The sequence below is a fragment of the Geodermatophilus sp. FMUSA9-8 genome, from assembly GCF_037034165.1.
Classification (GTDB): Bacteria; Actinomycetota; Actinomycetes; order Mycobacteriales; family Geodermatophilaceae; genus Geodermatophilus; species Geodermatophilus nigrescens.
Genome location: NZ_JBAGKE010000001.1, coordinates 470,023 through 490,494, shown reverse-complemented (window position 1 = coordinate 490,494; position 20,472 = coordinate 470,023). Strand labels below are relative to the sequence as shown.

The following is a 20,472-nucleotide window of genomic DNA, read 5'->3' as shown; positions in this document are numbered from 1 at the left end:
CGCGCCGCGGGGACCCGGCCGCACCTCACGTCCCGCGCAGCTCGCGGCGCAGGATCTTGCCGGTGACCGTCTTCGGCAGCTCGTCGAGGAGCACGACGCTGCGCGGGTACTTGTAGGCGGCCATCCGCTCCTTGCAGTGCGCGATCAGCTCGTCGGGCGTCGCGCTCGCGCCCGGCTTGAGGCTGACGAACGCCTTGACCGTCTCCCCGCGCTTCTCGTCCGGGACGCCGACGACGGCGGACTCCCGGACGGCGGGGTGCTCGGCCAGGACGTCCTCGACCTCGCGCGGCCACACCTTGTAGCCCGACGCGTTGATCATGTCCTTCTTGCGGTCGACGATGAACACCCAGCCCTGCGGGTCCATGAAGCCGACGTCGCCGCTCTTCAGCGCCCCGCCGGGCAGGTTGGCCGCCGTCTCGTCGGGCTTGCCCCAGTAGCCGGCCACCACCTGCGGGCCGTCGGCCACGATCTCGCCGACCTCGCCCAGCGGCACGTCCTCCCCGTCGTCGTCCTGGATCCGCACGATCGTGTTCGGCGCCGGGACGCCCACCGACAGCGCGCCCGACGTCGGGTCCACCGGCGACGGCGACCCGAACGGCGTCACCGTCATCGGCGACGTCGTCTCCGTGAGGCCGTAGGCGTTGTGCACCTGCTTGCCCGTGGCCTGCAGGAACCCCTTCTCCGCGGTCGGGGAGATGGCCGCCCCGCCCGAGTAGATCGACGTGAACGACGCGAAGTGGTCCTTGGTGAACCCCGGCGCGTTGAGCAGCGCGCTGAACGCGGTGATCGCCCCGATGGTGAACGCCGGCCGGTGCTCGAGGAAGGCGTCGAGCACGACCTGCGGCTCGAAACGGTAGGCGAGCACAAGCGTCTGCGGCACCAGCATGCTCACCGCGACGTGCCCGATCAGGCCGGTGATGTGGAACAGCGGCGCGATCCCGAAGATCGAGCCGTCGCGGCCGGCGTGGGTCCAGTCGCGGTAGACCTGCGCGGTGAAGCAGACGTTGCGGTGGGTGTTCATCGCGCCCTTGGGCACGCCCGTCGTCCCCGACGTGTAGGTCAGGAACGCGACGTCGTCGGGCCCGAGCGTCGCCGCGGGCGGGGTCTGCCCGCGGTGCTGCTCGACGAACTTCAGCAGGTCGGTGGTGCCCTCGTGCCGCTGCCGGGTGACCCCGGCGAACAGCCGCTCGTCGTCGCGGGTCTGCAGGTCCAGCCCGCTGGTGGTCAGCACCAGCCGGACGTCGGTGCCCGGGACGACGTCGCGCGCGACCTCGTCGTAGAGGGTGTCCAGGCACAGCAGCACCGTCGCCCCGGAGTCGGCGAGCAGGTAGGACAGCTCCCGCGTCCGGCTCATGGGGTTGATCGACACCATGACGCCGCCGGCCTTCCAGGTGGCCACCATCGCCATCACGAACTGCGGCACGTTCTGCAGGTAGACCGCCAGCCGGTCGCCGGGGGAGAACCCGTTCGCCAGCAGGCCGGCCGCCATCGCGTCGGTCGTCTCGTCGAGCTCCCGGCGGGGAACGGCGCCGTCGAAGTACTGCAGGGCGACGCCGTCGGGGTCGCGTTCCACGCCCGCGCGGAACATCGACAGCGCGTCGGCGAACTCGATGTCGTAGTCGGCCGGCTGCCCGCCGTACAGGGACAGCCAGGGCCGGTCGTCGTAGCCGCTCACGACGGGCTCACTTGAGGACGACGGGGTTGACCGGGGAGCCGCTGCCCTGGTGCACCTTGAGGGGGGCGGCGACGTAGAGGCCGTCGTACTGGCCGTCCTCGGCGCAGTCGGCGGCGAGCGCCTCGAGGTCGGCGATCTCGGTGAGGGTGACGCCGAGGTTGCGCATGAGCGCGTTGTGCAGCACCAGCGCGACGCCGTTGTTCGGGTCGGTGGTGACCTCGTTGGCGATCGTGTCGGTGACCAGGTTCGGGATCTCCATGTCCTGGAACCACTGCACGAGCTCGGGGCTGTAGACCAGGCCCGGCTCGTTGAAGCCCTCGTAGAAGCCCTCGCCCTGCTCGAAGAACAGCTGCAGGAAGTTGGTGCGGATGACCAGGATGTCCCGCTTGCGGATCTCGGTGCCCTGCGCCTGCGCGCAGGCCACGAGGTCCTCGTGGGTGAAGGTCTCGCCCTTGTCGAGCGTGGGCTTGCCGCGGAAGCGGGCCATGTCGAGCAGCACCGCCCGGCCGACGACGCCGCGCTGGGCGATCGGCTCGACGCTGGCCTTGTCCAGGCCGCCGATCGTCGTCCGCGCGTCGTAGCCGTTCCAGATCTTGCCGCCGTACCAGACGTGGCCGAGCCCGTCGTACTGCGTGGAGCCCTGCAGGAACGCGTTGATCTTGTCGTCGGCGTAGTGGAGGCCGCCGGGGTACTGCGGCGCGTCGGGGGAGTCCCAGGTGGACTCGTCGAGGATCTGGGTGCGCTCGGCCGGGGTGCGGCCGGGCCAGACCGGGTCGCCCTTCGGGTCGCCGATCAGCCGCTGCAGCGTGAAGACCTTGCCCTGCCGGACGAGCCCGACGGCGGCGAGCACCTGCTCGGGGCCGAGGTAGTTCAGCGAGCCGACCTCGTCGTCGTCGCCCCACTTGCCCCAGTTGGTGGGCGAGTCGGCGAGGAGCTCCTCGAGGGAGGGGACGGGGGTCTCGGGCTCTGCGGTCACGGCTGGCCTCCACGGGCAGACGGGGGAACGGTTGCGGGGTGCACCCGACCCCGACCCTGCCGCGCTGTGGTCCCGGCCACAAGGCGGGTGCAACGATCCCTGCAACCGGATCCGCCGCCCAGCCGAGGAGCGCGTCATGACCAGCCCCGAGTCCGTCTTCACCTACGGCGCGCCGCAGCTCAAGTTCGGCAGCGGGGCGTCCGACGAGATCGGCTACGACCTCAGCCGCTACGGCGTGCGGCGGGTGCTGGTGGTGACCGACCCGGGGGTGGCGGCGACCGGCCTACCGCAGCGGGTGGCCGACCAGATGGGCCGCTTCGGCATCGAGGCGCGGGTCTACGACGGCGTGCACGTCGAGCCCACCGACGTCAGCCTCACCCAGGCCATCGAGGACGCCCGCTCGTCCGGGCCGTGGGACGCGTTCGTGGCGGTCGGCGGTGGCTCGAGCATCGACACCGCCAAGGCGATCAACCTGCTCACCACCAACCCCGGCGAGCTCATGGACTACGTCAACGTGCCGGTCGGCAAGGGGCAGGCGCCGAGCGAGCCGCTGCGGCCGCTGGTCGCCGTCCCGACGACGACCGGCACCGGGTCGGAGAGCACGACGATCTGCGTGATGGACGTGATCGCCCAGCGGGTGAAGACCGGCATCAGCCACGCGCGGCTGCGGCCCACCCTCGCCGTCATCGACCCCGACCTGACGCTCACCCAGCCGGCCGGCGTCACGGCGGCGTCGGGGATGGACATCCTCTGCCACGCGCTGGAGAGCTACACCGCGCGCTGGTACACGACCTACGACCGCAAGTCGCCCGAGCAGCGGGTGCCCTACTGCGGGTCCAACCCGATCTCGGACATGTGGTCGGAGAAGGCCCTGTCGCTGCTGGCCGGCTCGTTCCGGCGGGCGGTGCGGCACGGCGACGACACGCAGGCCCGCGCGGACATGGCGATGGCGGCCACCTTCGCCGGCATGGGCTTCGGCAACGCCGGCGTGCACATCCCGCACGCCAACGCCTACCCGATCGCCGGGCAGGTGAAGGACTTCCACCCCAAGGACTACCCGGCCGACGAGCCGATGGTGCCGCACGGGATGTCGGTGGCGCTGACCGCGCCGGAGGCCTTCCGGTTCACCTTCGACGCGTCGCCCGAGCGGCACGTGCGCGCCGCGCAGCTGCTCGCGCCGAACGCCGGGCAGCCCGACGACCCCTCGGAGTTCCTGCCCACCGTGCTCACCGACCTGATGCGCGACATCGACATCCCGAACGGGGTGGGCGCGGTCGGCTTCGGTGACGGCGACGTCGGCGACCTCGTCGAGGGCACGATGAAGCAGCAGCGGCTGCTGGCCACCTGCCCGAAGGAGGTCACCGAGGACGACGTCGCGGGGATCTTCCGCCGCTCGATGTCGCTGTGGTGACCGCGGGCCCGCTGACCGGACCTCGCGCCGCGGTGCCCGGCCTCGCCCCGCGGCGCGAGGTCGGGCACCGCGCGGCGAGGCCGGGGCGGGCTCAGCCGGCCGGGACGACCGACTTGGTGACCTGCGCCGAGGCGACGAGGACGCCGTCGACGGTCGCCTCGGACCGCAGGAACGCCACCGCCCGCCCGCGGCGCAGCACCGTGCCGGTGACGTCGACGCGCGCGCCCGCCGGCACCGGCCGCAGCAGCGAGGCGGTGAGGTCGTGGGTGACGGCGTGCTCGGTGTCGGCCAGCTGCGGCAGCAGCGCGAGGAACGCCGCGACGTCGAGGAAGGTGTAGACGACGCCGCCGTGCAGCAGCGCGGCCTGGTTCTGCGCGGCGGCGTCGACGGGGAACCAGATGCCGGCGGTCGGGTCGGCCGGGTCGCGCAGCCGCATGCCCAGGTGCCGGTGCAGCGGGATGCCGAGGACCGCCCGCACCCGCGCGGCGGTCGCCTCCGGGGAGGTCACCGCGCCAGCAGGTCGAGGACCCGGCGCAGGAGCAGCGTCGCGGCCTCCGGGTCGTAGGAGGGCAGCGTGCGGTCGGCGAAGTAGTGCTGGTCGCCGGGGTAGGTGAACAGCTCGGCGTCGGCCGTGGACGCGGCCAGTGCGCGGGCGGCGTCGAGGTCGCCGTCGTCGACGAACAGCGGGTCGGCGTCCATGCCGTGCACCTGCACGGGGACGCCGGCCGGCCACGCGCCGAACTCCTCGGCCGGGAGGCAGGAGTAGAGGAGCACCGCGCCACGGGCGCCGGGGCGGGTCTGCGCCAGGCTCTGCGCGGGGAGCACCCCGAGCGACATGCCGGCGTAGACGAGTTCCGTCGGGAGGTCCGCGACGGCGGCCGCCCCGCGGTCCAGCAGTTCGTCGAAGCCGGTCTCGCGGGCGTGCCCGACGCCGGCGTCGACCGTGTCGAAGGTGGCACCGGCGTACAGGTCGGGCGTGTGCACCGTGTGCCCGGCGGCCCGCAGGTCGTCGGCGAACGCGGTGACGCCGGGGGTCAGCCCGAGCGCGTGGTGGAACAGGACGACCTCGGCCATGCGGGCATCATGCCGAGCGCCCGCTCCGGGCGCCCGGCGGTCGGGCGGCGGACCGTCAGGCGCTGAGCCGCTCGCGGCGCTCGAGGCGCACCCGGCGGCGCTCGCGCTCGGACAGGCCGCCCCAGATGCCGAAGCGCTCGTCGTTGGCGAGGGCGAACTCCAGGCACTCGGCGCGCACGGTGCAGCCGGTGCACACGCGCTTGGCCTCGCGGGTGGAGCCGCCCTTCTCCGGGAAGAAGGCCTCGGGGTCGGTCTCGGCGCACAGGGCGTCGAGGCGCCAGGCGGCCGAGCCGCCCTCGGTGGTGTCGGCCCAGAAGGACAGCGGGGACTGCTCGGCGGGGGCGTCCGCCGCGATCTCGTAGTCGTCGTACACGTCCTCGGCGTCGTAGCCGAAGTCGGCCTCGTCGTAGGCGAGGGCGGGGCCGTCGGCGACGAGGCTGAGGTGGGGGCGCGAGAAGGAGTACACGGGAAGCTCCTCGGGAGTCGGGGGTGAGGCGTCGTCCGCTGTGACGGACGGGTACGCCCTGGCTGCTGACAGTGACGTTACGGAGACCCGTCCCGTGAGCGCACTGGCAGAAAACTGCGGAACGTCGGCGTCCGCTTGTCGTTACCTGCCCTCGACCTGACCGTCCGGGGTGTCGCCGACCCTCCGGGCCGCCCGTCCGCTAGAGGCGGCCCGGGAAGATCTTCCGGGCGGCCTGTCGATCTGGTGCGGTGCTGCGTGTCGGAGAGGTGGAGGGCCCGAGAGGCGGGTCCCCGGAGCGCAGGAGGTCCCGATGAGCCGCTACATGATCCTGATCTACGAGGACGAGGCGTCCTACGCCACGGCGACCCCCGAGGTCATGGGCGAGATCTACCAGGAGCACGACCGCTTCTCCGCCGGCGTCGAGCAGCTCGGCGCCAAGATCCTCGGCGGCGAGGCGCTGGAGCCGACGCCCACCGCCACGAGCGTCCGCGGCGGCGACGTCACCGACGGGCCCTTCGTGGAGACCAAGGAGGCGCTCGGCGGCTACTACATCGTCGACGCCCCCGACCTCGACACCGCGCTCGCCGTCGCTCGCACGGTGCCGGCCCGCTTCGGCGGCGTCGAGGTCCGGCCCGTCATGGTGTTCGACTGAGCCGACGACCGTGACCGCCGACCCGGACGCCGTCGCCGCCGCGGTCGCCGACGCGCACCGTCGCGAGTGGGCCTTCGTGCTCGCCGCGACGGTGCGCGTCACCCGCGACCTCGACGTCGCCGAGGAGTGCGTGCAAGAGGCCTTCGCCGCCGCGCTCACGGAGTGGCGCACCGCGGGGGTGCCCGCCCGGCCGGGCGCCTGGCTCACCACCGTCGCCCGCCGCCGGGCGCTCAACGTGCTGCGGCACTCCGGCGTCGAGCGCCGGCACCTGCCGCTGCTGGTCGAGGAGGAGGTCGCCCCCGACCCCCGCGACGACGGCGCGCACGGCTACCCCGACGACCGGTTGCGGCTCGTCGTCACCTGCTGCCACCCCGCGCTCGACCGGCCGGCGCAGGTGGCGCTCACGCTGCGGCTGCTGTGCGGCCTGTCCACCGCCGAGGTGGCCCGCGCCTTCCTCGTCAGCGAGCCGACTATGGCCGCCCGGCTCACCCGCGCCAAGAAGAAGATCGCCGTCGCGCGCATCCCCTACCGGGTGCCCCCGCCGGCCGAGCTGCCCGCCCGGGTCGACGCCGTCCTCGCCGTCGTCCACCTGCTCTTCACCACCGGGCACACCGTCCCGGCCGGCGAGGAGCTCGTGCGCCGCGACCTGGTCGAGCGGGCGCTGCAGCTGTGCCGGATGCTGCGCGGCCTGCTGCCCGGCGACCCCGCGGTGGCGGGCCTGCTGGCGCTGCTGCTGCTCACCGACGCCCGCCGTGACACCCGCACCGCCGACGACGGCCGGCTGCTGCTGCTCGAGGATCAGGACCGCGCCCGGTGGGACGGCGCCGCGATCACCGCGGGCGTGGCGCTGGTGCGGGAGGCGCTGCGGGCCCGCCCGCCGTCGCGGTACGCGCTGCAGGCCGCGATCGCCGCCGTGCACGCCGAGGCGCCCACCTGGGCCGACACCGACTGGCGCGAGATCGTGGCGCTCTACGGTGTGCTCACCTCGGTGTGGCCCTCGCCGGTGGTGGCGCTCAACCGCGCGGTCGCCGTCGGCTTCGCCTCGGGGCCGGCGGCGGGGCTCGCCGCCCTCGACGCGCTCGCCGCCGAGCCGCAGCTGGCCGGCTACGGCTACCTCCCCGCCGCCCGCGCCGACCTGCTCCGCCGCCTCGGGCGGGTCGCCGAGGCGCGCGAGGCCTACGGGGAGGCGCTGCTGCTCACCGGCAACGCCGTCGAGCGGGACTTCCTCGCCCGGCGGCTGGCCGAGCTCGGCTGAGCCCGGCCGGGGCGTCGCGGCCGGGTGGGCCCGCGCTCAGCCGAGGACCGTGCGCTCCAGGTAGGCGTTGCGGAACGCGCCGCGCGGGTCGAGGCGGCCCACCAGGTCGCGGAAGTCGCCCATCCGCGGGTAGCGCTCGGCCAGCTCGGCGGCGCCGGTGGTGAACAGCTTCCCCCAGTGCGGGCGGGCGCCGAACGGGCGCAGCGCCGCCTCGATCTCCGGCAGCAGCGCGGTGACGGCCGGCTCGTCGGGCAGCCAGGTGAAGTGCAGCGCCAGGACGTCGCCGCCGGTGGCCGGGCTCAGCCAGAGGTCGTCGCCGGCGATCGTGCGGATCTCGCTGACCTGCAGCAGCGGCGCGACCCGGTCGGCGAGGGCCCGCATCGCCTCGCAGGCGGCCCGCCCGTGCTCGGCCGGCACGAAGTACTCGCTCTGCAGCTCGTCGCCGTGGCTCGGGGTGAACTCGGCGCGGAAGTGCGGCAGCCGCTCGTGCCACTCGCCGGGCAGGTCGAGCTGGTCGGTGAGGTTCTCGATCGGGGTGTCGCGCAGCATGTGCGTCGGCTCGGTGGCCGCCCGCGCGCCGAAGAAGTCCTCGGGAGCGGCGGCGTCGAGCTCGTCGGTGCGCGACTTGACCCACACCGAGGTGACCCGGTGCCAGTCGGTGAACACGCTGACGCTGTAGGCGGCGCCGGTGACCCCGGGGAGGTCGGCGAACAGCCGGTCCCAGGTGAGGTCGAGGTAGACGTTGGTGCGCACGGAGAAGGTCGGCTGGAAGCGCAGCGCCACCCGGGTGACCACGCCGAGCGCGCCGAGGTGCACCACCGCGCCCGGCAGGTCGGGCGAGTCCTCGCCGAGGACGACGACCTCGCCGTCGGAGCGCACCAGTTCCAGGCCGGCGACCGAGGTGGCCAGGGACCCGTTGCGGCTGCCCGAGCCGTGGGTGCCGGTGGCGGTGGCCCCGGCGATGGTGATGTGCGGCAGCGAGGCCAGGTTGTGCAGCGCCCGCCCGTGCCGGGCGAGCTCGGGCACCAGCCGGCTGTAGGGCATGCCGCCGGGCACCCACAGGACGCCGGAGCCGTCGGGCTCGGCCCGCGCGAGCTCGACGGGGACGTCGAGGTCGTCGAGCACCACCAGGTCGGCATCGGTGTCGGCGATGTCGTTGAAGCAGTGCCGCGAGCCCAGCGCCTTCACCCGCGGGGCGCCGGCGACGGCCTCCTGCAGCTCGTCGAGGGTGCGCGGCCGGTGCACCCGGGCGGCGCGGTAGGTGAGGTTGCCCGCCCAGTTGCGCAGCGGGGTGTCGAGGGCGGTCACCGGACTCCGATCGGGGGGAGGACGCCGGCCCGCTCGAGCAGGCCGGCCAGGGCGCGGCCGTCGCCGGCGCGCACGACGGGGACGTCACCGGCCTGCTCGCCGGCCGGCTCGCCGGTCTCCGGCGACGGCGCGCCGGCGGGGGCGGTGGTGCGCAGCGCGATCGCCACGACGCGGCCGGGATGGGCGGTGGCGAAGTCGCGGTAGATCTCCGGGTCGTGCTCGCCGTCGTCGCCGACGAGGAACCAGCGCACGCCCGGCAGGTCGGCGGCCACCCGCTCCAGGGAGCCGCGCTTGTGCGCCCGGCCGCTGCGGAACCACGCGCGCGGGCCGATGCCCCAGTCGGTGAGCAGCAGCGCCGCGGCGGGGAAGCCGTTGCGCTCCATGAACGCGGTGATCGCGCCGGCCAGGTTCCACGGGCCGTTGCTCAGGTAGACGACCGGGGAGTGCGGGTGCTCCCGGGCGACCCGGGTGAGCAGCGCCGCCATCCCGGCGACGGGCCGTCGGGTCGCGCTGTTGCCGGCGAAGGTGCGCCAGGCCGCGCGGAGGGGGTGCCGGATGCCGGTGATCCAGACGGTGTCGTCGATGTCGCAGACGATCCCACGACCGGCGTCGGGGGCGGCGACGTACACGGGCGCGGCCACCGGCGGGCGCCCGCCGACGTGCAGCAGCGCGTCCGCGCGGCCGGGCGGCAGCACGGCGGGGAGCGCGACGTCGAGCAGGCCCGCCTCGTCGGCGCGGGCGCGCACCCGGCCGCCGGCGAGCTCGACGTCGATCTCGCCGAAGGGCTGCTCGAGGGTGAACAGGCGCCGCCAGCCGGGCAGGTCGCGCCGGGCCTCGGGGGCGGTGCGGGCCGGGGCGAGCAGCAGCCGCCCGCGCACCCGCGCCCGGCCGCCGGCCGCGTAGCCGGGGTAGCCGAGCGCCGTCGTCGTCCAGCCCCGGTCGCGGGCCCACGCCGACAGCGCCCGGTTGCCGCGCAGCTTGACCGCGTGCAGGGCGCCGACCAGCCGTCCCGAGGGGTCGCCCGGCGCGGTCACCGGCCGAGGTGGGCGCGCAGCGCGGCGACCACCATCCGGTGGTCCTCCAGCTGCGGCAGCCCCGACACGACGACGACGCCGACCGGGCCGACCCCGCGGACGACGAGCGGGACGGCGCCGCCGTGCGCGGCGTAGAGGCGCGGGTCGAGGCCCGAGGACTCCTCGAACGTGGTGCCGCGCTCGATCCAGGTCTGCCGGACGTACAGCGAGGCGTGCCCGAACCGGTGCACCACCCGGGCCTTGCGCTCGATCCAGTCGGCGTTGTCCGGCGTCGCGCCGGTCAGCGCGGCGGAGAACAGCCGGTGCCCGTTGCGGGCGACCTCGACGGCGACCGGCGCGTCGGCGCGGCGGGCCGCGGCCACCAGCGCCGACCCGAGCTCCCACGCGTCGTCGTTGGTGAACCGGTCCAGCTGCAGCTCGTCCTCCTCCGCCGCGAGCTCCGCGACGGTCGGGAAGCCGCTCACGCCCCGGCCCCGCCGACGACGACGTTCCACGGCCGCACCGACCACGAGGTCACCAGGCCCCGCAGCACGTAGGGGTCGCTCGCGGCGAAGCGCTCGACGGTCTCCCGGTCGGCGTCCCACACCAGCAAAGCGCGGTCGTAGGGGTCGGGCAGCGCGCCGGCCAGCAGGAGCTCGCCGCGCTCGTGGGCCGCCCGGGCCAGCGCGAGGTGCTCCTCGCGCAGCGCTGCCCGGCGTTCCAGGTAGTCCTCGGCGAGGGTGTACTCGAGCAGCAGGTGCATGCCGCCACTCTCACACGCCTCAGGCGGACAGGGCGCTCCCGCGGTCCGGGACCAGCTCCCCGGCCAGCGCGGCGGCGAGCTCGTCGAGCGGCAGGCCGACCGCGCCGGCGAGCGCGGCGACGGTGAAGAACGCCGGGGTGGGCACCCGCCCGGACTCGATCTTGCGCAGCGCCTCCAGGCTCACCCCGGACGCCGCGGCGACCTCGGCCGGCGGGCGGCTGCCGCGGGCGGCGCGCAGCAGGGCGCCCAGCCGGCGGCCGCGCTCGCGCTCCTCGGGGCTCAGCGGGGGGCGGACCACGGCGTGATACTAATACCGGGATAGTCATACCGGCGGTCGCCGGGGCCCCGACGGAGGAGAGAACCGTGATCGAGCTGCGCACCCCCGGCGAGCTGGAGGCGATGCGCGCCGCGGGCGCGGTGGTGGCCGACATGCTCGCCGCCGTCCGGGCCGCCGCCGCCCCCGGCGTCCGCCTCACCCAGCTCGACCAGGTGGCCCGCGACGTGCTCGCCGACGCCGGCGCCACCTCGCCGTTCCTCGGCTACGCGCCGCTGCCGACGACCCCGCCGTTCCCCGGGGTGGTGTGCCTGTCGGTCAACGACGTCGCGCTGCACGGCATCCCGACGACGCTGCCGCTGGAGGACGGCGACCTGCTCAGCGTGGACGCCGGCGCCACCCTCGACGGCTGGGTGGGCGACGCGGCCATCACCTTCCCCGTGGGCACGCCCCGGCCGGAGGACCTCGCGCTGGTCGCCACCGCGGAGCGGGCGCTGGCCGCCGGGATCGCCGCGGCGGTGGTCGGCAACCGGGTCGGCGACGTCTCGGCCGCGATCGGCGCCGTCGGGCGGGCCGGCGGCGTCGGCATCAACACCGACCAGGGCGGCCACGGCGTCGGGCGCACCATGCACGAGGCGCCGCACGTGCCCAACGAGGGTCGCGCCGGGCGCGGGGTGCGGCTCGCGGCCGGGCTGGTCATCGCCATCGAGCCGTGGTTCCTCGGCGGCGGCAGCGACGACTACCGGGTCGACGCCGACGGCTGGACGCTGCGCAGCGCCGACGGCAGCCGCGCCGCGCACGTGGAGCACACGGTGGCGGTCACCGCGGACGGCCCGCGCGTCCTCACCGCTCCCCGCTGACCGCCCGGGCGGTCCCCGCTCACGGCTGCCGTCGCAGCTCCCGCCACAGCCAGGCGGCGATCGCCGCCGGCACGACGGCGAACGCCGACACCGCCGCGACGTCACCGATCCCCGCGCCCACCCACGCCAGCAGCAGCGGGGTGCCGAACCCCGCGTAGGCGAAGGCGTAGAAGGCGCTGTTCATCGCCCCGCGGGTCTGCGGCGGGGCGAGCCGGGCGGTCAGCGTCAGCCCGGCGGTCAGGCACAGGCCCGCCCCGGCGCCCAGCAGCACCGACGCCGGCAGCAGCAGCGGCTCGGAACGGGTGACGATCGCGAGCACGCTCACCGCGAGCCCGGCCGAGCCCATCGCCATGCCCAGCGGCCCGCCGCGCGCGATCCCGCGCCCCACCCGGGCGGCCACCGCGCTCGCGCCCAGCGCCAGCCCGCCGATCAGTCCCGCGTAGGCCGGGCCGACGCCGCCGGGCACCACCAGCAGCGGCAGCAGGGTCGCCGCGACCGCGGGGAAGGCGAACACCCCGACGGCGGTCGGCGCGAGCAGCGCCCGGAAGGGCCGGCGCGCCTCCGGCGGCAGCCCGAGGGTCATCAGCCGGCCGGGGCGCCGCTCGGTCACCGTCTCCGGCACGGTGAGCAGCGCGGCCAGGCCGACGGCGACCACGGCCACGTGCACCAGGTAGGGCAGCGTCGTCGGGGCGGGGCCGTACTGGGCGAGCACGCCGCTCATCGCGGGGGCGATCGCGAAGCCCAGCGACGTCGACACCGCCCCGCGGGTGGCCGCCGACTGCTGCCCCTCCGGCCCGGCGAGCTCCTGAAGCCAGGCGTTGGCCACCGAGAAGACGACGCCGGAGACCACGCCCTGCAGCAGCCGGGCCAGGTAGAGCAGCGGCAGGGACCCGGCGGCGGGCAGGAACAGCAGCGACACCAGCCCGGCGACGACGGCGAACGGCAGCACCAGCGCGCGGCGCCCGAAGCGGTCCGACGCCGCGCCGGACACGGTCAGCGCGGCGATCAGGCCGATCGCGTAGCAGCCGAAGACGGCGGTCAGGTCGGCGTCGGACAGGCCCAGCGTGCGGCGGTAGACCAGCAGCAGCGGGGTCGGGATGTTCGTGCCGAGGGCGACGGTGAACAGGCCGAAGGTCAGGGCGTCGAGTCGGCGGCGGGTGTCCCGCCGCGACCCGGCCCGCTGCGTCGCGGGGTCCGGCACCCGGCGGACGCTACCGCTCCGCGGGTTCCCGGGGAGGTGTGCCGCCCCGCGACGGGGTAGTCGCCGGGGCGTGGGCCGTCCGGCCCGGTCGGGAGGTGGGTCCGTGCGGTTCCTGGTGCTCGGCGGGGGCGGGTTCCTCGGTGCGGCGGTGGTCGACGCCGCCGTGGCGGCGGGCGACTCCGTGACGGTGTTCTCGCGGTCGGGCCGCCCGCCGGCCGACGGCGTCGAGGTGCTGACCGGCGACCGCCGCGGCGACCTCGGCGTGCTCGCCGGCCGGCGGTGGGACGCCGTCCTCGACACGTTCACCGACGACGAGCCGGGGGCGCCCGCCGTGGCCGCGACGGCGCGGCTGCTGTCCGGGTCGGTGGGCGCCTACGGCTACGTGTCCGGGATGAGCGTCTACGCACCGGACGGGCCGGCCGTGCCCGACGAGACCGCACCCGTGCGCGCCGCCGGGCAGCAGCCCGACGACGACCCGCTGCAGCAGCGCTCGCTGGCGAAGCTCGCGGCCGAGCGGGCGCTCGCCGAGCACTTCGACGGGCCGGTGCTCGTCCCGCGGGTGGGGATCATGGTCGGGCCGCGCGACCCCTCCGACCGGTTCACCTGGTGGCCGGTCCGGATCGCAGAGGCACTGGCGGACCGGCGCGACCGCCGGGTGTGCGTGCCGGGCGACCCGGCCCGCCCGGTGCAGTTCTCCGACGCCCGCGACGTCGCCGGCTGGGTGGTCGCGATGCTGCGCGCCGGCCGCGGCGGGGTGTTCGACACCGTGGGCCCCGGGCGGCGGCAGACCCTGGCGAGCGTGCTCGACGCCTGCCTCGCCGCGGCGGGCGGCGGCCCCGGCGACGTGGAGTTCCTGCCGGTCGGGGAGGAGGCGCTGCGCCGCGGCCTGGCCGGCGTCGAGGAGGAGCGCCGCCCGCTGTGGTTCCCGGAGGACCAGATCCCGCAGGAGGCCGTCGACTCCTCGGCCGCCCTGGCCGCCGGCCTGACCTTCCGGCCGGTGGAGGACACCGCCCGCGACACCCTGCACTGGGTGCGGCGGGACCGCGGCACCTGGCCGGACCTCGACGTCGACCTCGACGCCGACCGCGAGCGCGCCCTGCTCGCCGCGGACTGAGCCCGGCCGCCGCGGCCGCTGCCAGGATGGGCCGGCGACGGAAGGAGGGACCCGTGTCCCTGCACCGGCACTACCCGCCCGACCTGTACCGCGGCACCACCGGCGAGGCCAGCGCCTGGCTGCGGCCGGCGGACCGCCCGCCGGACACCGTCTCCGCGGCCGGCGTGACCTGCGAGTTCCTGGCCACCGGTGAGCAGACGGCCGGCCGCTTCGGGCTCTACCGGTGGACCTTCGGCGAGGAGGCGTCCGGGCCCGGGCCGCACTTCCACCGGTCGATCTCCGAGCAGTTCTACGTGCTGTCCGGCTCGGTGGAGGTCTTCGACGGCCGCTCCTGGGTCGCCGCCGGGCCGGGTGACTTCGTGTACGTGCCCGAGGGCGGCGTGCACGGGTTCCGCGGCGGGGACCGCGCCTCGATGCTGCTGATGTTCGCGCCGGGCGGCCCCCGGGAGGAGTACTTCGAGACGCTGGCGCGCGGCGAGTGGATGACGCCGGAGGAGCGGGCGGAGTTCATGCTCCGCCACGACACGTACTGGGTGTGACGCGCGGCCGGCCCGGGCCGGTGCGGCCCGGGCCGGCCGGCGGTCAGCGGTGCAGCAGCTCCCCGAAGCGGGCGCAGCTCTCCTCGATCGCGGCCTGCGCTGCGGGGGAGACGGCGCCCATGTCGAAGAAGCCGTGGATCATCCCGTCGTAGCGCAGCACGTGCGCGGTGCCGCCGGCGGCCTCCAGCGCCTTCCCGTACGCCTCGCCCTCGTCGCGCAGCGGGTCGTACTCCGCGGTGACCACGACCGCCGGCGGCAGGCCGGCCAGATCGGCGTGGTGCAGCGGGGACAGCCGGGCGTCCCGGGCGTCCTCCCACGCGCCGCGGTAGTGGCCGTAGAACCAGTCCATCGTGTCCTTCTCGAGGAAGTAGCCCTTCGCGTTCTCCACGCGCGAGGGGTAGTCGCCCTCGGCGTCGACGGCCGGGTAGACGAGGAACTGGGCCAGCAGCGGCGTCCCGTCGTCGCGCAGCGCCTGGGCGACGACGGCGGCGAGGTTGCCGCCGGCGCTGTCCCCGGCGACGGCGAGGCGCTGGTCCCCGCCGAACTCGTCGAGGTGCTGGGCGATCCAGCGTGCGGAGGCGACGGCGTCCTCGGCGGCGGCCGGGAAGGGGTGCTCGGGAGCGAGCCGGTAGTCGACGGCGACGACCACCGCGCGGGCGTGCCGGCAGACGTTGCGGGCCATGTCGTCGTGGGTGTCGAGGTCGCCGATCACCCAGCCGCCGCCGTGCAGGAACACGACGGTCGGCAGTGGGCCGTCGGCGCCCTCGGGGCGGTACACGCGGGCGGGCAGGTCACCCGCGGCGCCGGGGACGGTGCGGTCCTCGACGGCGCCCACCGGCACGACGGCCTCGGGCGCGCGGGCGTCGCGGGTGAGCGAGAGGTAGTAGGCGCGCCCGGCCTCGGGCGTGCCCTCGTTCAGCGGCGGTGCGCCGGACTGCTCCAGCATCGTGAGCAGGGCGGCGATGGACGGGTCGACCGGCACGGGGGTCCTCCTGGTCGCGGGGGTGTCGGGGTCAGCGGTAGACGAGCGAGCCGTCGTCGAGGTCGGCCTTCGGCAGCGCCTCGGCCTCCTCCGCGTGCTCGAGCATGTGGATCCACGGCTCCCGGTCGCCCTGCTTGAACAGGAGGTGCTGGGAGCGCAGCACGTAGCCGGCGTTGAAGTTCTCCGGGTCCGACCACGGGCGGATCTGCATGCCGGCGTCCTCAGGCCGCAGCTCCGGGACGACGCTGCGGGCGCCCCTCTCCCGCATCCGCTCGAACACCCGGGTGACCAGGTCGCACACCAGGTCCACCCGCAGCGTCCAGCTGTGCCGGAAGTAGCCGAAGACGTAGGCCATGTTCGGGACGCCGCTGATCATCACGCCGCGCCAGGTGACCCGCTCCGGGAACTCGACCCGCTCGCCGTCCACGGTGAAGGCGACGTCGCCGAACGCCGACAGGTCGAAGCCGGTCGCCGTCACCACGACGTCGGCCTCGAGCTCCTCGCCGGAGGCGAGCCGGATGCCCTTCTCGGTGAAGGTCTCGATGGTGTCGGTGACGATCGACGCCCGCCCCTCGCGGAGGGCGGCGAACAGGTCGCCCTCCGGGACGATCGCGATGCGCTGCTGCCACGGCCGGTACCGCGGCGTCAGGTGCTTGTCGACGTCGAAGCCCTCCGGCAGCAGCGGCTTCACCGACTCCATGAGGAAGGCGTGCAGCTCGTCGGGCGCCTCGTGGGACAGCCGCGCCAGCTCGTTGAACTGGGCGGAGTAGGCGCGGCGGAGGATCTCGTGCGTCCAGTCCTCGGGGATGTCCAGCGCCCGCAGGGTCACCGCCAGCTCGTGGGTGAGGGGCGGCGCGAGGAAGTAGGACGGCGAGCGCTGCAGCATGGTCACGTGCGCGGCGTCCTGCGCGATGGCCGGGATGAGGGTCGCGGCGGTGGAGCCGGAGCCGATGACCACGACGCGCTTGCCGGTGACGTCGAGGTCCTCCGGCCACGACTGCGGGTGGACCAGCAGGCCGGCGTAGGCGTCGAGGCCGGGCCAGTCGGGTCGGTAGGGCTCGGCGTGGTTGTAGTAGCCCTGGCACATCCACAGGAAGTCGGTCGTCATCCGCACCGTCCCGCCGGCGTCCTCGCGGCTCACCTCGACCGTCCACCGGGCGTCCTCGCTCGACCAGGAGGCGGCGGTGACCCGGTGCCGGTAGCGGATGTGCGGGGCGAGGCCGTCCTCCTCGATGACCTCGTCGAGGTAGGCGAGGATCTCCCCGCCGGCGGCGATCGAGGGGCCGCGCCAGGGCTTGTGCCGGTAGCCGTAGGTGAACAGGTCGCTGTCGGAGCGCACGCCGGGGTAGCGGTGGGTCCACCAGGTGCCGCCGCGCGCGTCCTGGGTGTCCAGGAGCACGAAGCTGCGGTCGGGGAACCGCTCGCGCAGGCTGTGCGCGGCCCCTATCCCGGAGACCCCGGCGCCCACGATGAGGACGTCGACGTGCTCGACGTCCTCATGTGGAGCCTGCGGGGCCTCCTGGGTCGCCGTCGGAGTCGTCGTGGTCATGCGATGACCTCCCCCAGGAGCTGTGATCCAGGTCACGGACGCTACCGGGGGTGTGCCCGACTGCGGAACGGGGAGGACGAGCAGCCGCGCGCGCCGCGACCAGCAGCCGGGCGCGTCGGGACAGCTGGCGGGGGAGCGGCGGGCGCGCCTCGGCGGCGAGCTGTCGGGCGGCGACCACCGACGCCGGCTCCCGCGCCTCGCCGGTCATCGCGCCCGCCGGCCGAGGTCGAGCGGAAGCGCGTCCAGGCCGTGCACGAACGACAGCCGGCGGAACGCCAGCCGCTCCGGCGGGACGGCGAGGGAGAGGTCGGGGAAGCGCCGCAGCAGCGCCGGCAGCACCGTGGTGAGCTCCAGGCGGGCGAGCTCGGCGCCCACGCAGCGGTGGATGCCGTGCCCGAAGGCGAGGTGCCCGCCGCGGGGAGCGCGGTGCGGGTCGAGGCGATCCGGGGCGTCCCCGGCCCAGCGCGGGTCGCGGCCGGCGGCGGCGAGGGAGACCAGGACGACGTCGCCCGGCGCCACGGCGGTGCCCCCGACGACGGTGGCGCGGCGGGCGAAGCGCGGGAAGGCCACCGAGACGGCCGCGATCAGCCGCAGCAGCTCCTCGACCACCGCCGCGACGTCGGCGGGCGAACCCTCGCGGACCAGCGCGGCCGCGGCGGGGTCGCGCAGCAGCACGACCGTGCCGAGGGCGATGGTCGACGCTGTGGTCTCGAAGCCGCCGGTCACCAGCCCGTCGGCGAGGCCGGCCAGCTCGTCGTCGGTGATCGCCTCCCCCTGCTCCCGGACGATCCGGCCGATCAGCCCGTCGCCGGGGGAGCGCCGCTGGGCGGCGACCGCCTCGGCCAGCAGGCGCCGCTGGGCCGACACCGCGCCGAAGGCGCCGGCCGGGCCGCCGGTGGCGTCGAAGCGGCGGGTGGCCAGCCGGGCGAGCACCTGCTCGTCGGCGCCCTCGAGGCCGAGCAGGCCGGCGATCACCGACATCGGCACCGGGGTGGCGACGTGCCGGACGAGGTCGGCGGGGGACCCGGCGGCCTCCAGGGCGTCGAGCGCGCGGTCGACGGTGCCCTCGACCACCGGGACGAGGCGCTGCAGCCGGGCGCGGGTGAACTCCGGGGCGACGAGCCGGCGCAGCCGGGTGTGGTCCGGCGGGTCGGTGAACCCCAGCCCGCCGACGTCGGCGCCGGTGACGGGGCCGTCGCCGCTGAACAGGCGGCGGACGTCGGTGCTGTAGCCGTCGGCGTCGGCCAGCACGGCGCGGGCCTCGGCCGCCCCGGTGACCAGGTGGACGGCGACGTCGAGGGGCAGCTCGAGCCGGTGCACCGGGCCGCGCGCCGCCAGGGCGGTGAGAGCGGACGCCGGGCCGACGCCGTCGCGGCGCAGGGGCACGGTCGCCGCGCGGGGCAGCACCCGCAGGGTGGCCAGGTCGATGCCGCGCCGGCGCACCCGGCGGGCCAGTAGCGCGCCCAGCCACCGGCGCACCCGCCGGGGCCGCGGCGGAGGCGGTGCGGGCGCCCGGTCCTCGGGACGGGGGCACTCGGGGAGGACCAGCTCGGCAGTGCTCATTCCGCCTTCTCTCGGGTCCGCGTCTCTCGGGGACCCGAGCCTCCCGACGGCGCCCGCCGGCGGACATCAGGTGGAACCCCCGAACCGGCCCCCGTCTGTGCGGCGGCGCGGTGGGGGACTCCCCCGAGGGGCCCGGCGGCGAGGTGCGGCGCCCGCCCGCGTGTGGCTTGCTGGGGAGGTGGAACTGCGCACCCTCGGCCGCAGCGGCTGTGCCGTCTCGGCCCTCGCCCTGGGCACGATGACCTTCGGCGCCGAGACCGACGAGGCCGGCGCCCACGAGCAGCTCGACGTCTTCACCGAGGCCGGCGGCACGCTCGTCGACACCGCCGACGTCTACTCGGCCGGCGCCTCGGAGGAGATCGTCGGGCGCTGGCTGGCCGCCCGGCCCGCCGACGTCCGGGACCGGGTCGTGCTCGCCACCAAGGGCCGCTTCCCGATGGGCGAGGACGCCAACGCGCTCGGCACCTCCCGCCGGCACCTGCGCCGCGCGCTCAACGACTCGCTGCGCCGGCTCGGCGTCGACCACGTCGACCTCTACCAGCTGCACGCCTGGGATCCGCTCACGCCGCTGGAGGAGACGCTGCGCTTCCTCGACGACGCGGTGCGCGCGGGGAAGGTCGGCTACCCGGGGCTCTCGAACTTCACCGGCTGGCAGGTGCAGCGCGCCGTCGACGTCGCCGAGCGCGAGCACCTCGCCGTCCCGGTCACCCTGCAGCCCTCCTACAGCCTGCTGGTGCGCGGCATCGAGGCCGAGATCGTGCCGGCCTGCCGCTACAACGGGCTGGGCCTGCTGCCGTGGGGACCGCTGGGCGGCGGCTGGCTCTCGGGCAAGTACACCCGCGACCAGCGGCCCGAGGGCGCCACCCGGCTCGGCGAGGACCCCGGCCGCGGCATGGAGGCCTACGACCGGGTGGCGGCGAAGGCGCGCACCTGGGACGTGCTCGAGGCGGTGCAGGACGTCGCCGAGGCGCGCGGGGCGACCATGCCGCAGGTGGCGCTGGCCTGGTTGCTCGCCCGACCGGCCGTGAGCTCGGTGATCCTGGGCGCGCGCACGACCGACCAGCTGCGCGGGAACCTCGGCGCCGCCGGCCTCGCGCTGTCGGCGGAGGAGACGGCGCGCCTGGACGCCGTCAGCGACCCCGCCGAGCCCGACTACCCCTACGGCGAGGTCGGCACGGAGCAGCGCAGCCGGGACCTCGCCGGCTGACCGTGCGCCGGGCGCTGCGGGTGCCGCGGGCGCTCTGAGTGCCGCGGGCGCTCTGGGCGGCGCTGGCCGTCGCCGTCGTGTGTGCTCTGGTCGTGGGGCTGCTCTGGGCGTTCCAGCGCCGGCTGGTGTACCTGCCCGACGACGGCCCGGTGCCCGCGGCGGCCGGCGGGGTCCCCGGCGGCCGCGACGTCGAGCTGACCACCGCCGACGGGCTGACGCTGGGCGCCTGGTTCGTACCGGGCCGGGCAGGCGCGGCCACCGTGCTGGTGGCGAGCGGCAACGGCGGGCGCCGCGGCAGGCGCGCGCCGCTGGCCCGGGCGCTGTCCTCGGCGGGCCTCGCGGTGCTGCTGGTGGCCGCCGTCGTCGAGCTGGCGGAGCTTGCTGGCTGAGCGGTCAGGGGCCGGGGAGGACCGACCCGCGCAGCCGCCGGCCCGCCCAGTGCAGCGGCTCCCCGCCGGGGTGCCGGGGCGGCCACGGGTCCGCCGACAGGTACACCTCCCACAGGTGCACCTGCGCCCGCCAGTACGCGCCCACCGCCCGGGGGACTCGTGCGAGGTCCATGCCCCACGGTGGGCCCCCGCGCGGCGCGG

At 75.8% G+C, this 20,472-nt stretch carries 23 protein-coding genes; 8 read left to right on the top strand and 15 right to left on the bottom strand.

The features are described 5' to 3' along the window. Positions 1 to 25: 25 nt before the first annotated feature. Together WA616_RS02390 and WA616_RS02385 are read right to left on the bottom strand one after the other, a co-directional pair. The gene (locus WA616_RS02390) at positions 26 to 1,675 is read right to left on the bottom strand and encodes an AMP-binding protein (RefSeq protein ID WP_336026987.1); all 1,650 of its coding nucleotides are present in this window, start codon (positions 1,673 to 1,675) and stop codon (positions 26 to 28) included. A 7-nt stretch (positions 1,676 to 1,682) separates the two neighbouring features. Further along, positions 1,683 to 2,651, bottom strand: coding sequence for a cyclase family protein (locus tag WA616_RS02385; protein ID WP_336026985.1), 969 nt, complete (start codon positions 2,649 to 2,651; stop codon positions 1,683 to 1,685). A gap of 136 nt (positions 2,652 to 2,787) precedes the next feature. Between WA616_RS02385 and WA616_RS02380 the strand changes: the two genes are divergently transcribed. Beyond that, the gene (locus WA616_RS02380) at positions 2,788 to 4,062 is read left to right on the top strand and encodes a hydroxyacid-oxoacid transhydrogenase (protein ID WP_336026983.1); all 1,275 of its coding nucleotides are present in this window, start codon (positions 2,788 to 2,790) and stop codon (positions 4,060 to 4,062) included. Positions 4,063 to 4,153: 91 nt separating this feature from the next. Here WA616_RS02380 and WA616_RS02375 read toward each other — a convergent pair whose 3' ends face one another. Genes WA616_RS02375 through WA616_RS24435 form a run of 3 tightly spaced genes read right to left on the bottom strand, consistent with a single transcriptional unit; the run spans position 4,154 to position 5,602 of the window. Continuing rightward, complete coding sequence (locus tag WA616_RS02375; RefSeq protein ID WP_336026981.1) at positions 4,154 to 4,570, bottom strand: PaaI family thioesterase; 417 nt, start codon at positions 4,568 to 4,570, stop codon at positions 4,154 to 4,156. Next, complete coding sequence (locus WA616_RS02370) at positions 4,567 to 5,136, bottom strand: dienelactone hydrolase family protein (protein WP_336026979.1); 570 nt, start codon at positions 5,134 to 5,136, stop codon at positions 4,567 to 4,569. The genes WA616_RS02375 and WA616_RS02370 overlap by 4 nt, the downstream gene beginning before the upstream one ends. Positions 5,137 to 5,191: 55 nt before the next feature. Then, complete coding sequence (locus WA616_RS24435; RefSeq protein WP_442901963.1) at positions 5,192 to 5,602, bottom strand: WhiB family transcriptional regulator; 411 nt, start codon at positions 5,600 to 5,602, stop codon at positions 5,192 to 5,194. 310 nt (positions 5,603 to 5,912) lie between these two features. On the opposite strand from WA616_RS24435, the gene WA616_RS02360 reads away from it, so the two are divergent. Together WA616_RS02360 and WA616_RS02355 are read left to right on the top strand one after the other, a co-directional pair. Further along, on the top strand, positions 5,913 to 6,254 hold the full coding sequence (locus tag WA616_RS02360; protein WP_336026977.1) for a YciI family protein: 342 nt from the start codon (positions 5,913 to 5,915) through the stop codon (positions 6,252 to 6,254). A 10-nt stretch (positions 6,255 to 6,264) separates the two neighbouring features. Next, complete coding sequence (locus WA616_RS02355; RefSeq protein WP_336026975.1) at positions 6,265 to 7,509, top strand: RNA polymerase sigma factor; 1,245 nt, start codon at positions 6,265 to 6,267, stop codon at positions 7,507 to 7,509. A 36-nt stretch (positions 7,510 to 7,545) separates the two neighbouring features. On the opposite strand, the gene WA616_RS02350 is transcribed toward WA616_RS02355, so the two are convergent. The 5 genes from WA616_RS02350 to WA616_RS02330 are packed head-to-tail and all read right to left on the bottom strand — an operon-like array spanning position 7,546 to position 10,891. Then, positions 7,546 to 8,817, bottom strand: coding sequence for a D-arabinono-1,4-lactone oxidase (locus tag WA616_RS02350; protein WP_336026973.1), 1,272 nt, complete (start codon positions 8,815 to 8,817; stop codon positions 7,546 to 7,548). After that, entirely contained in the window at positions 8,814 to 9,851 is a 1,038-nt protein-coding gene (locus tag WA616_RS02345; RefSeq protein ID WP_336026971.1) for an App1 family protein, read from the bottom strand. The genes WA616_RS02350 and WA616_RS02345 overlap by 4 nt, the downstream gene beginning before the upstream one ends. Then, positions 9,848 to 10,315, bottom strand: a complete 468-nt coding sequence (locus tag WA616_RS02340) for a heme-degrading domain-containing protein (protein WP_336026968.1) — start codon at positions 10,313 to 10,315, stop codon at positions 9,848 to 9,850. The genes WA616_RS02345 and WA616_RS02340 overlap by 4 nt, the downstream gene beginning before the upstream one ends. Then, positions 10,312 to 10,593 (bottom strand): YciI-like protein, encoded by a 282-nt coding sequence (locus WA616_RS02335; RefSeq protein WP_336026966.1) that lies wholly within the window; start codon positions 10,591 to 10,593, stop codon positions 10,312 to 10,314. The genes WA616_RS02340 and WA616_RS02335 overlap by 4 nt, the downstream gene beginning before the upstream one ends. Before the next feature lie 19 nt (positions 10,594 to 10,612). Next, positions 10,613 to 10,891 carry a helix-turn-helix domain-containing protein gene (locus WA616_RS02330; protein WP_336026963.1) on the bottom strand — a complete coding sequence of 93 codons (279 nt, stop codon included), beginning with the start codon at positions 10,889 to 10,891 and terminating at the stop codon, positions 10,613 to 10,615. A 65-nt stretch (positions 10,892 to 10,956) separates the two neighbouring features. On the opposite strand from WA616_RS02330, the gene map reads away from it, so the two are divergent. Beyond that, positions 10,957 to 11,727 carry a type I methionyl aminopeptidase gene (map, locus tag WA616_RS02325; protein WP_336026960.1) on the top strand — a complete coding sequence of 257 codons (771 nt, stop codon included), beginning with the start codon at positions 10,957 to 10,959 and terminating at the stop codon, positions 11,725 to 11,727. A gap of 19 nt (positions 11,728 to 11,746) precedes the next feature. Here the strand turns inward: map and WA616_RS02320 are convergent, their stop codons facing one another. Continuing rightward, entirely contained in the window at positions 11,747 to 12,928 is a 1,182-nt protein-coding gene (locus tag WA616_RS02320; protein ID WP_336026958.1) for an MFS transporter, read from the bottom strand. 103 nt (positions 12,929 to 13,031) lie between these two features. Here WA616_RS02320 and WA616_RS02315 point away from each other — a divergent pair, with 103 nt between their 5' ends. Continuing rightward, positions 13,032 to 14,042: a hypothetical protein gene (locus tag WA616_RS02315; protein WP_336026957.1), complete on the top strand. Its 1,011-nt coding sequence runs from the start codon at positions 13,032 to 13,034 to the stop codon at positions 14,040 to 14,042. 53 nt (positions 14,043 to 14,095) lie between these two features. Continuing rightward, entirely contained in the window at positions 14,096 to 14,581 is a 486-nt protein-coding gene (locus WA616_RS02310) for a cupin domain-containing protein (RefSeq protein WP_336026956.1), read from the top strand. A gap of 43 nt (positions 14,582 to 14,624) precedes the next feature. Here the strand turns inward: WA616_RS02310 and WA616_RS02305 are convergent, their stop codons facing one another. The 3 genes from WA616_RS02305 to WA616_RS02295 all read right to left on the bottom strand — a co-directional run bounded on the left by WA616_RS02305 (position 14,625) and on the right by WA616_RS02295 (position 18,675). Then, positions 14,625 to 15,563: an alpha/beta hydrolase gene (locus tag WA616_RS02305; protein ID WP_336026954.1), complete on the bottom strand. Its 939-nt coding sequence runs from the start codon at positions 15,561 to 15,563 to the stop codon at positions 14,625 to 14,627. Between the two features lie 31 nt (positions 15,564 to 15,594). Further along, positions 15,595 to 17,112, bottom strand: coding sequence for a flavin-containing monooxygenase (locus WA616_RS02300; protein ID WP_336026952.1), 1,518 nt, complete (start codon positions 17,110 to 17,112; stop codon positions 15,595 to 15,597). Positions 17,113 to 17,316: 204 nt separating this feature from the next. Beyond that, on the bottom strand, positions 17,317 to 18,675 hold the full coding sequence (locus WA616_RS02295; RefSeq protein WP_336026951.1) for a cytochrome P450: 1,359 nt from the start codon (positions 18,673 to 18,675) through the stop codon (positions 17,317 to 17,319). Positions 18,676 to 18,853: 178 nt separating this feature from the next. On the opposite strand from WA616_RS02295, the gene WA616_RS02290 reads away from it, so the two are divergent. Both WA616_RS02290 and WA616_RS02285 read left to right on the top strand, forming a co-directional pair. After that, positions 18,854 to 19,882: an aldo/keto reductase gene (locus WA616_RS02290; protein WP_336026949.1), complete on the top strand. Its 1,029-nt coding sequence runs from the start codon at positions 18,854 to 18,856 to the stop codon at positions 19,880 to 19,882. Between the two features lie 38 nt (positions 19,883 to 19,920). After that, a complete protein-coding gene (locus WA616_RS02285; protein WP_336026947.1) occupies positions 19,921 to 20,271 on the top strand; it encodes a hypothetical protein in 351 nt (116 codons plus the stop codon). 4 nt (positions 20,272 to 20,275) lie between these two features. On the opposite strand, the gene WA616_RS02280 is transcribed toward WA616_RS02285, so the two are convergent. Continuing rightward, positions 20,276 to 20,443 (bottom strand): hypothetical protein, encoded by a 168-nt coding sequence (locus WA616_RS02280; RefSeq protein WP_336026945.1) that lies wholly within the window; start codon positions 20,441 to 20,443, stop codon positions 20,276 to 20,278. Positions 20,444 to 20,472: the final 29 nt, after the last annotated feature.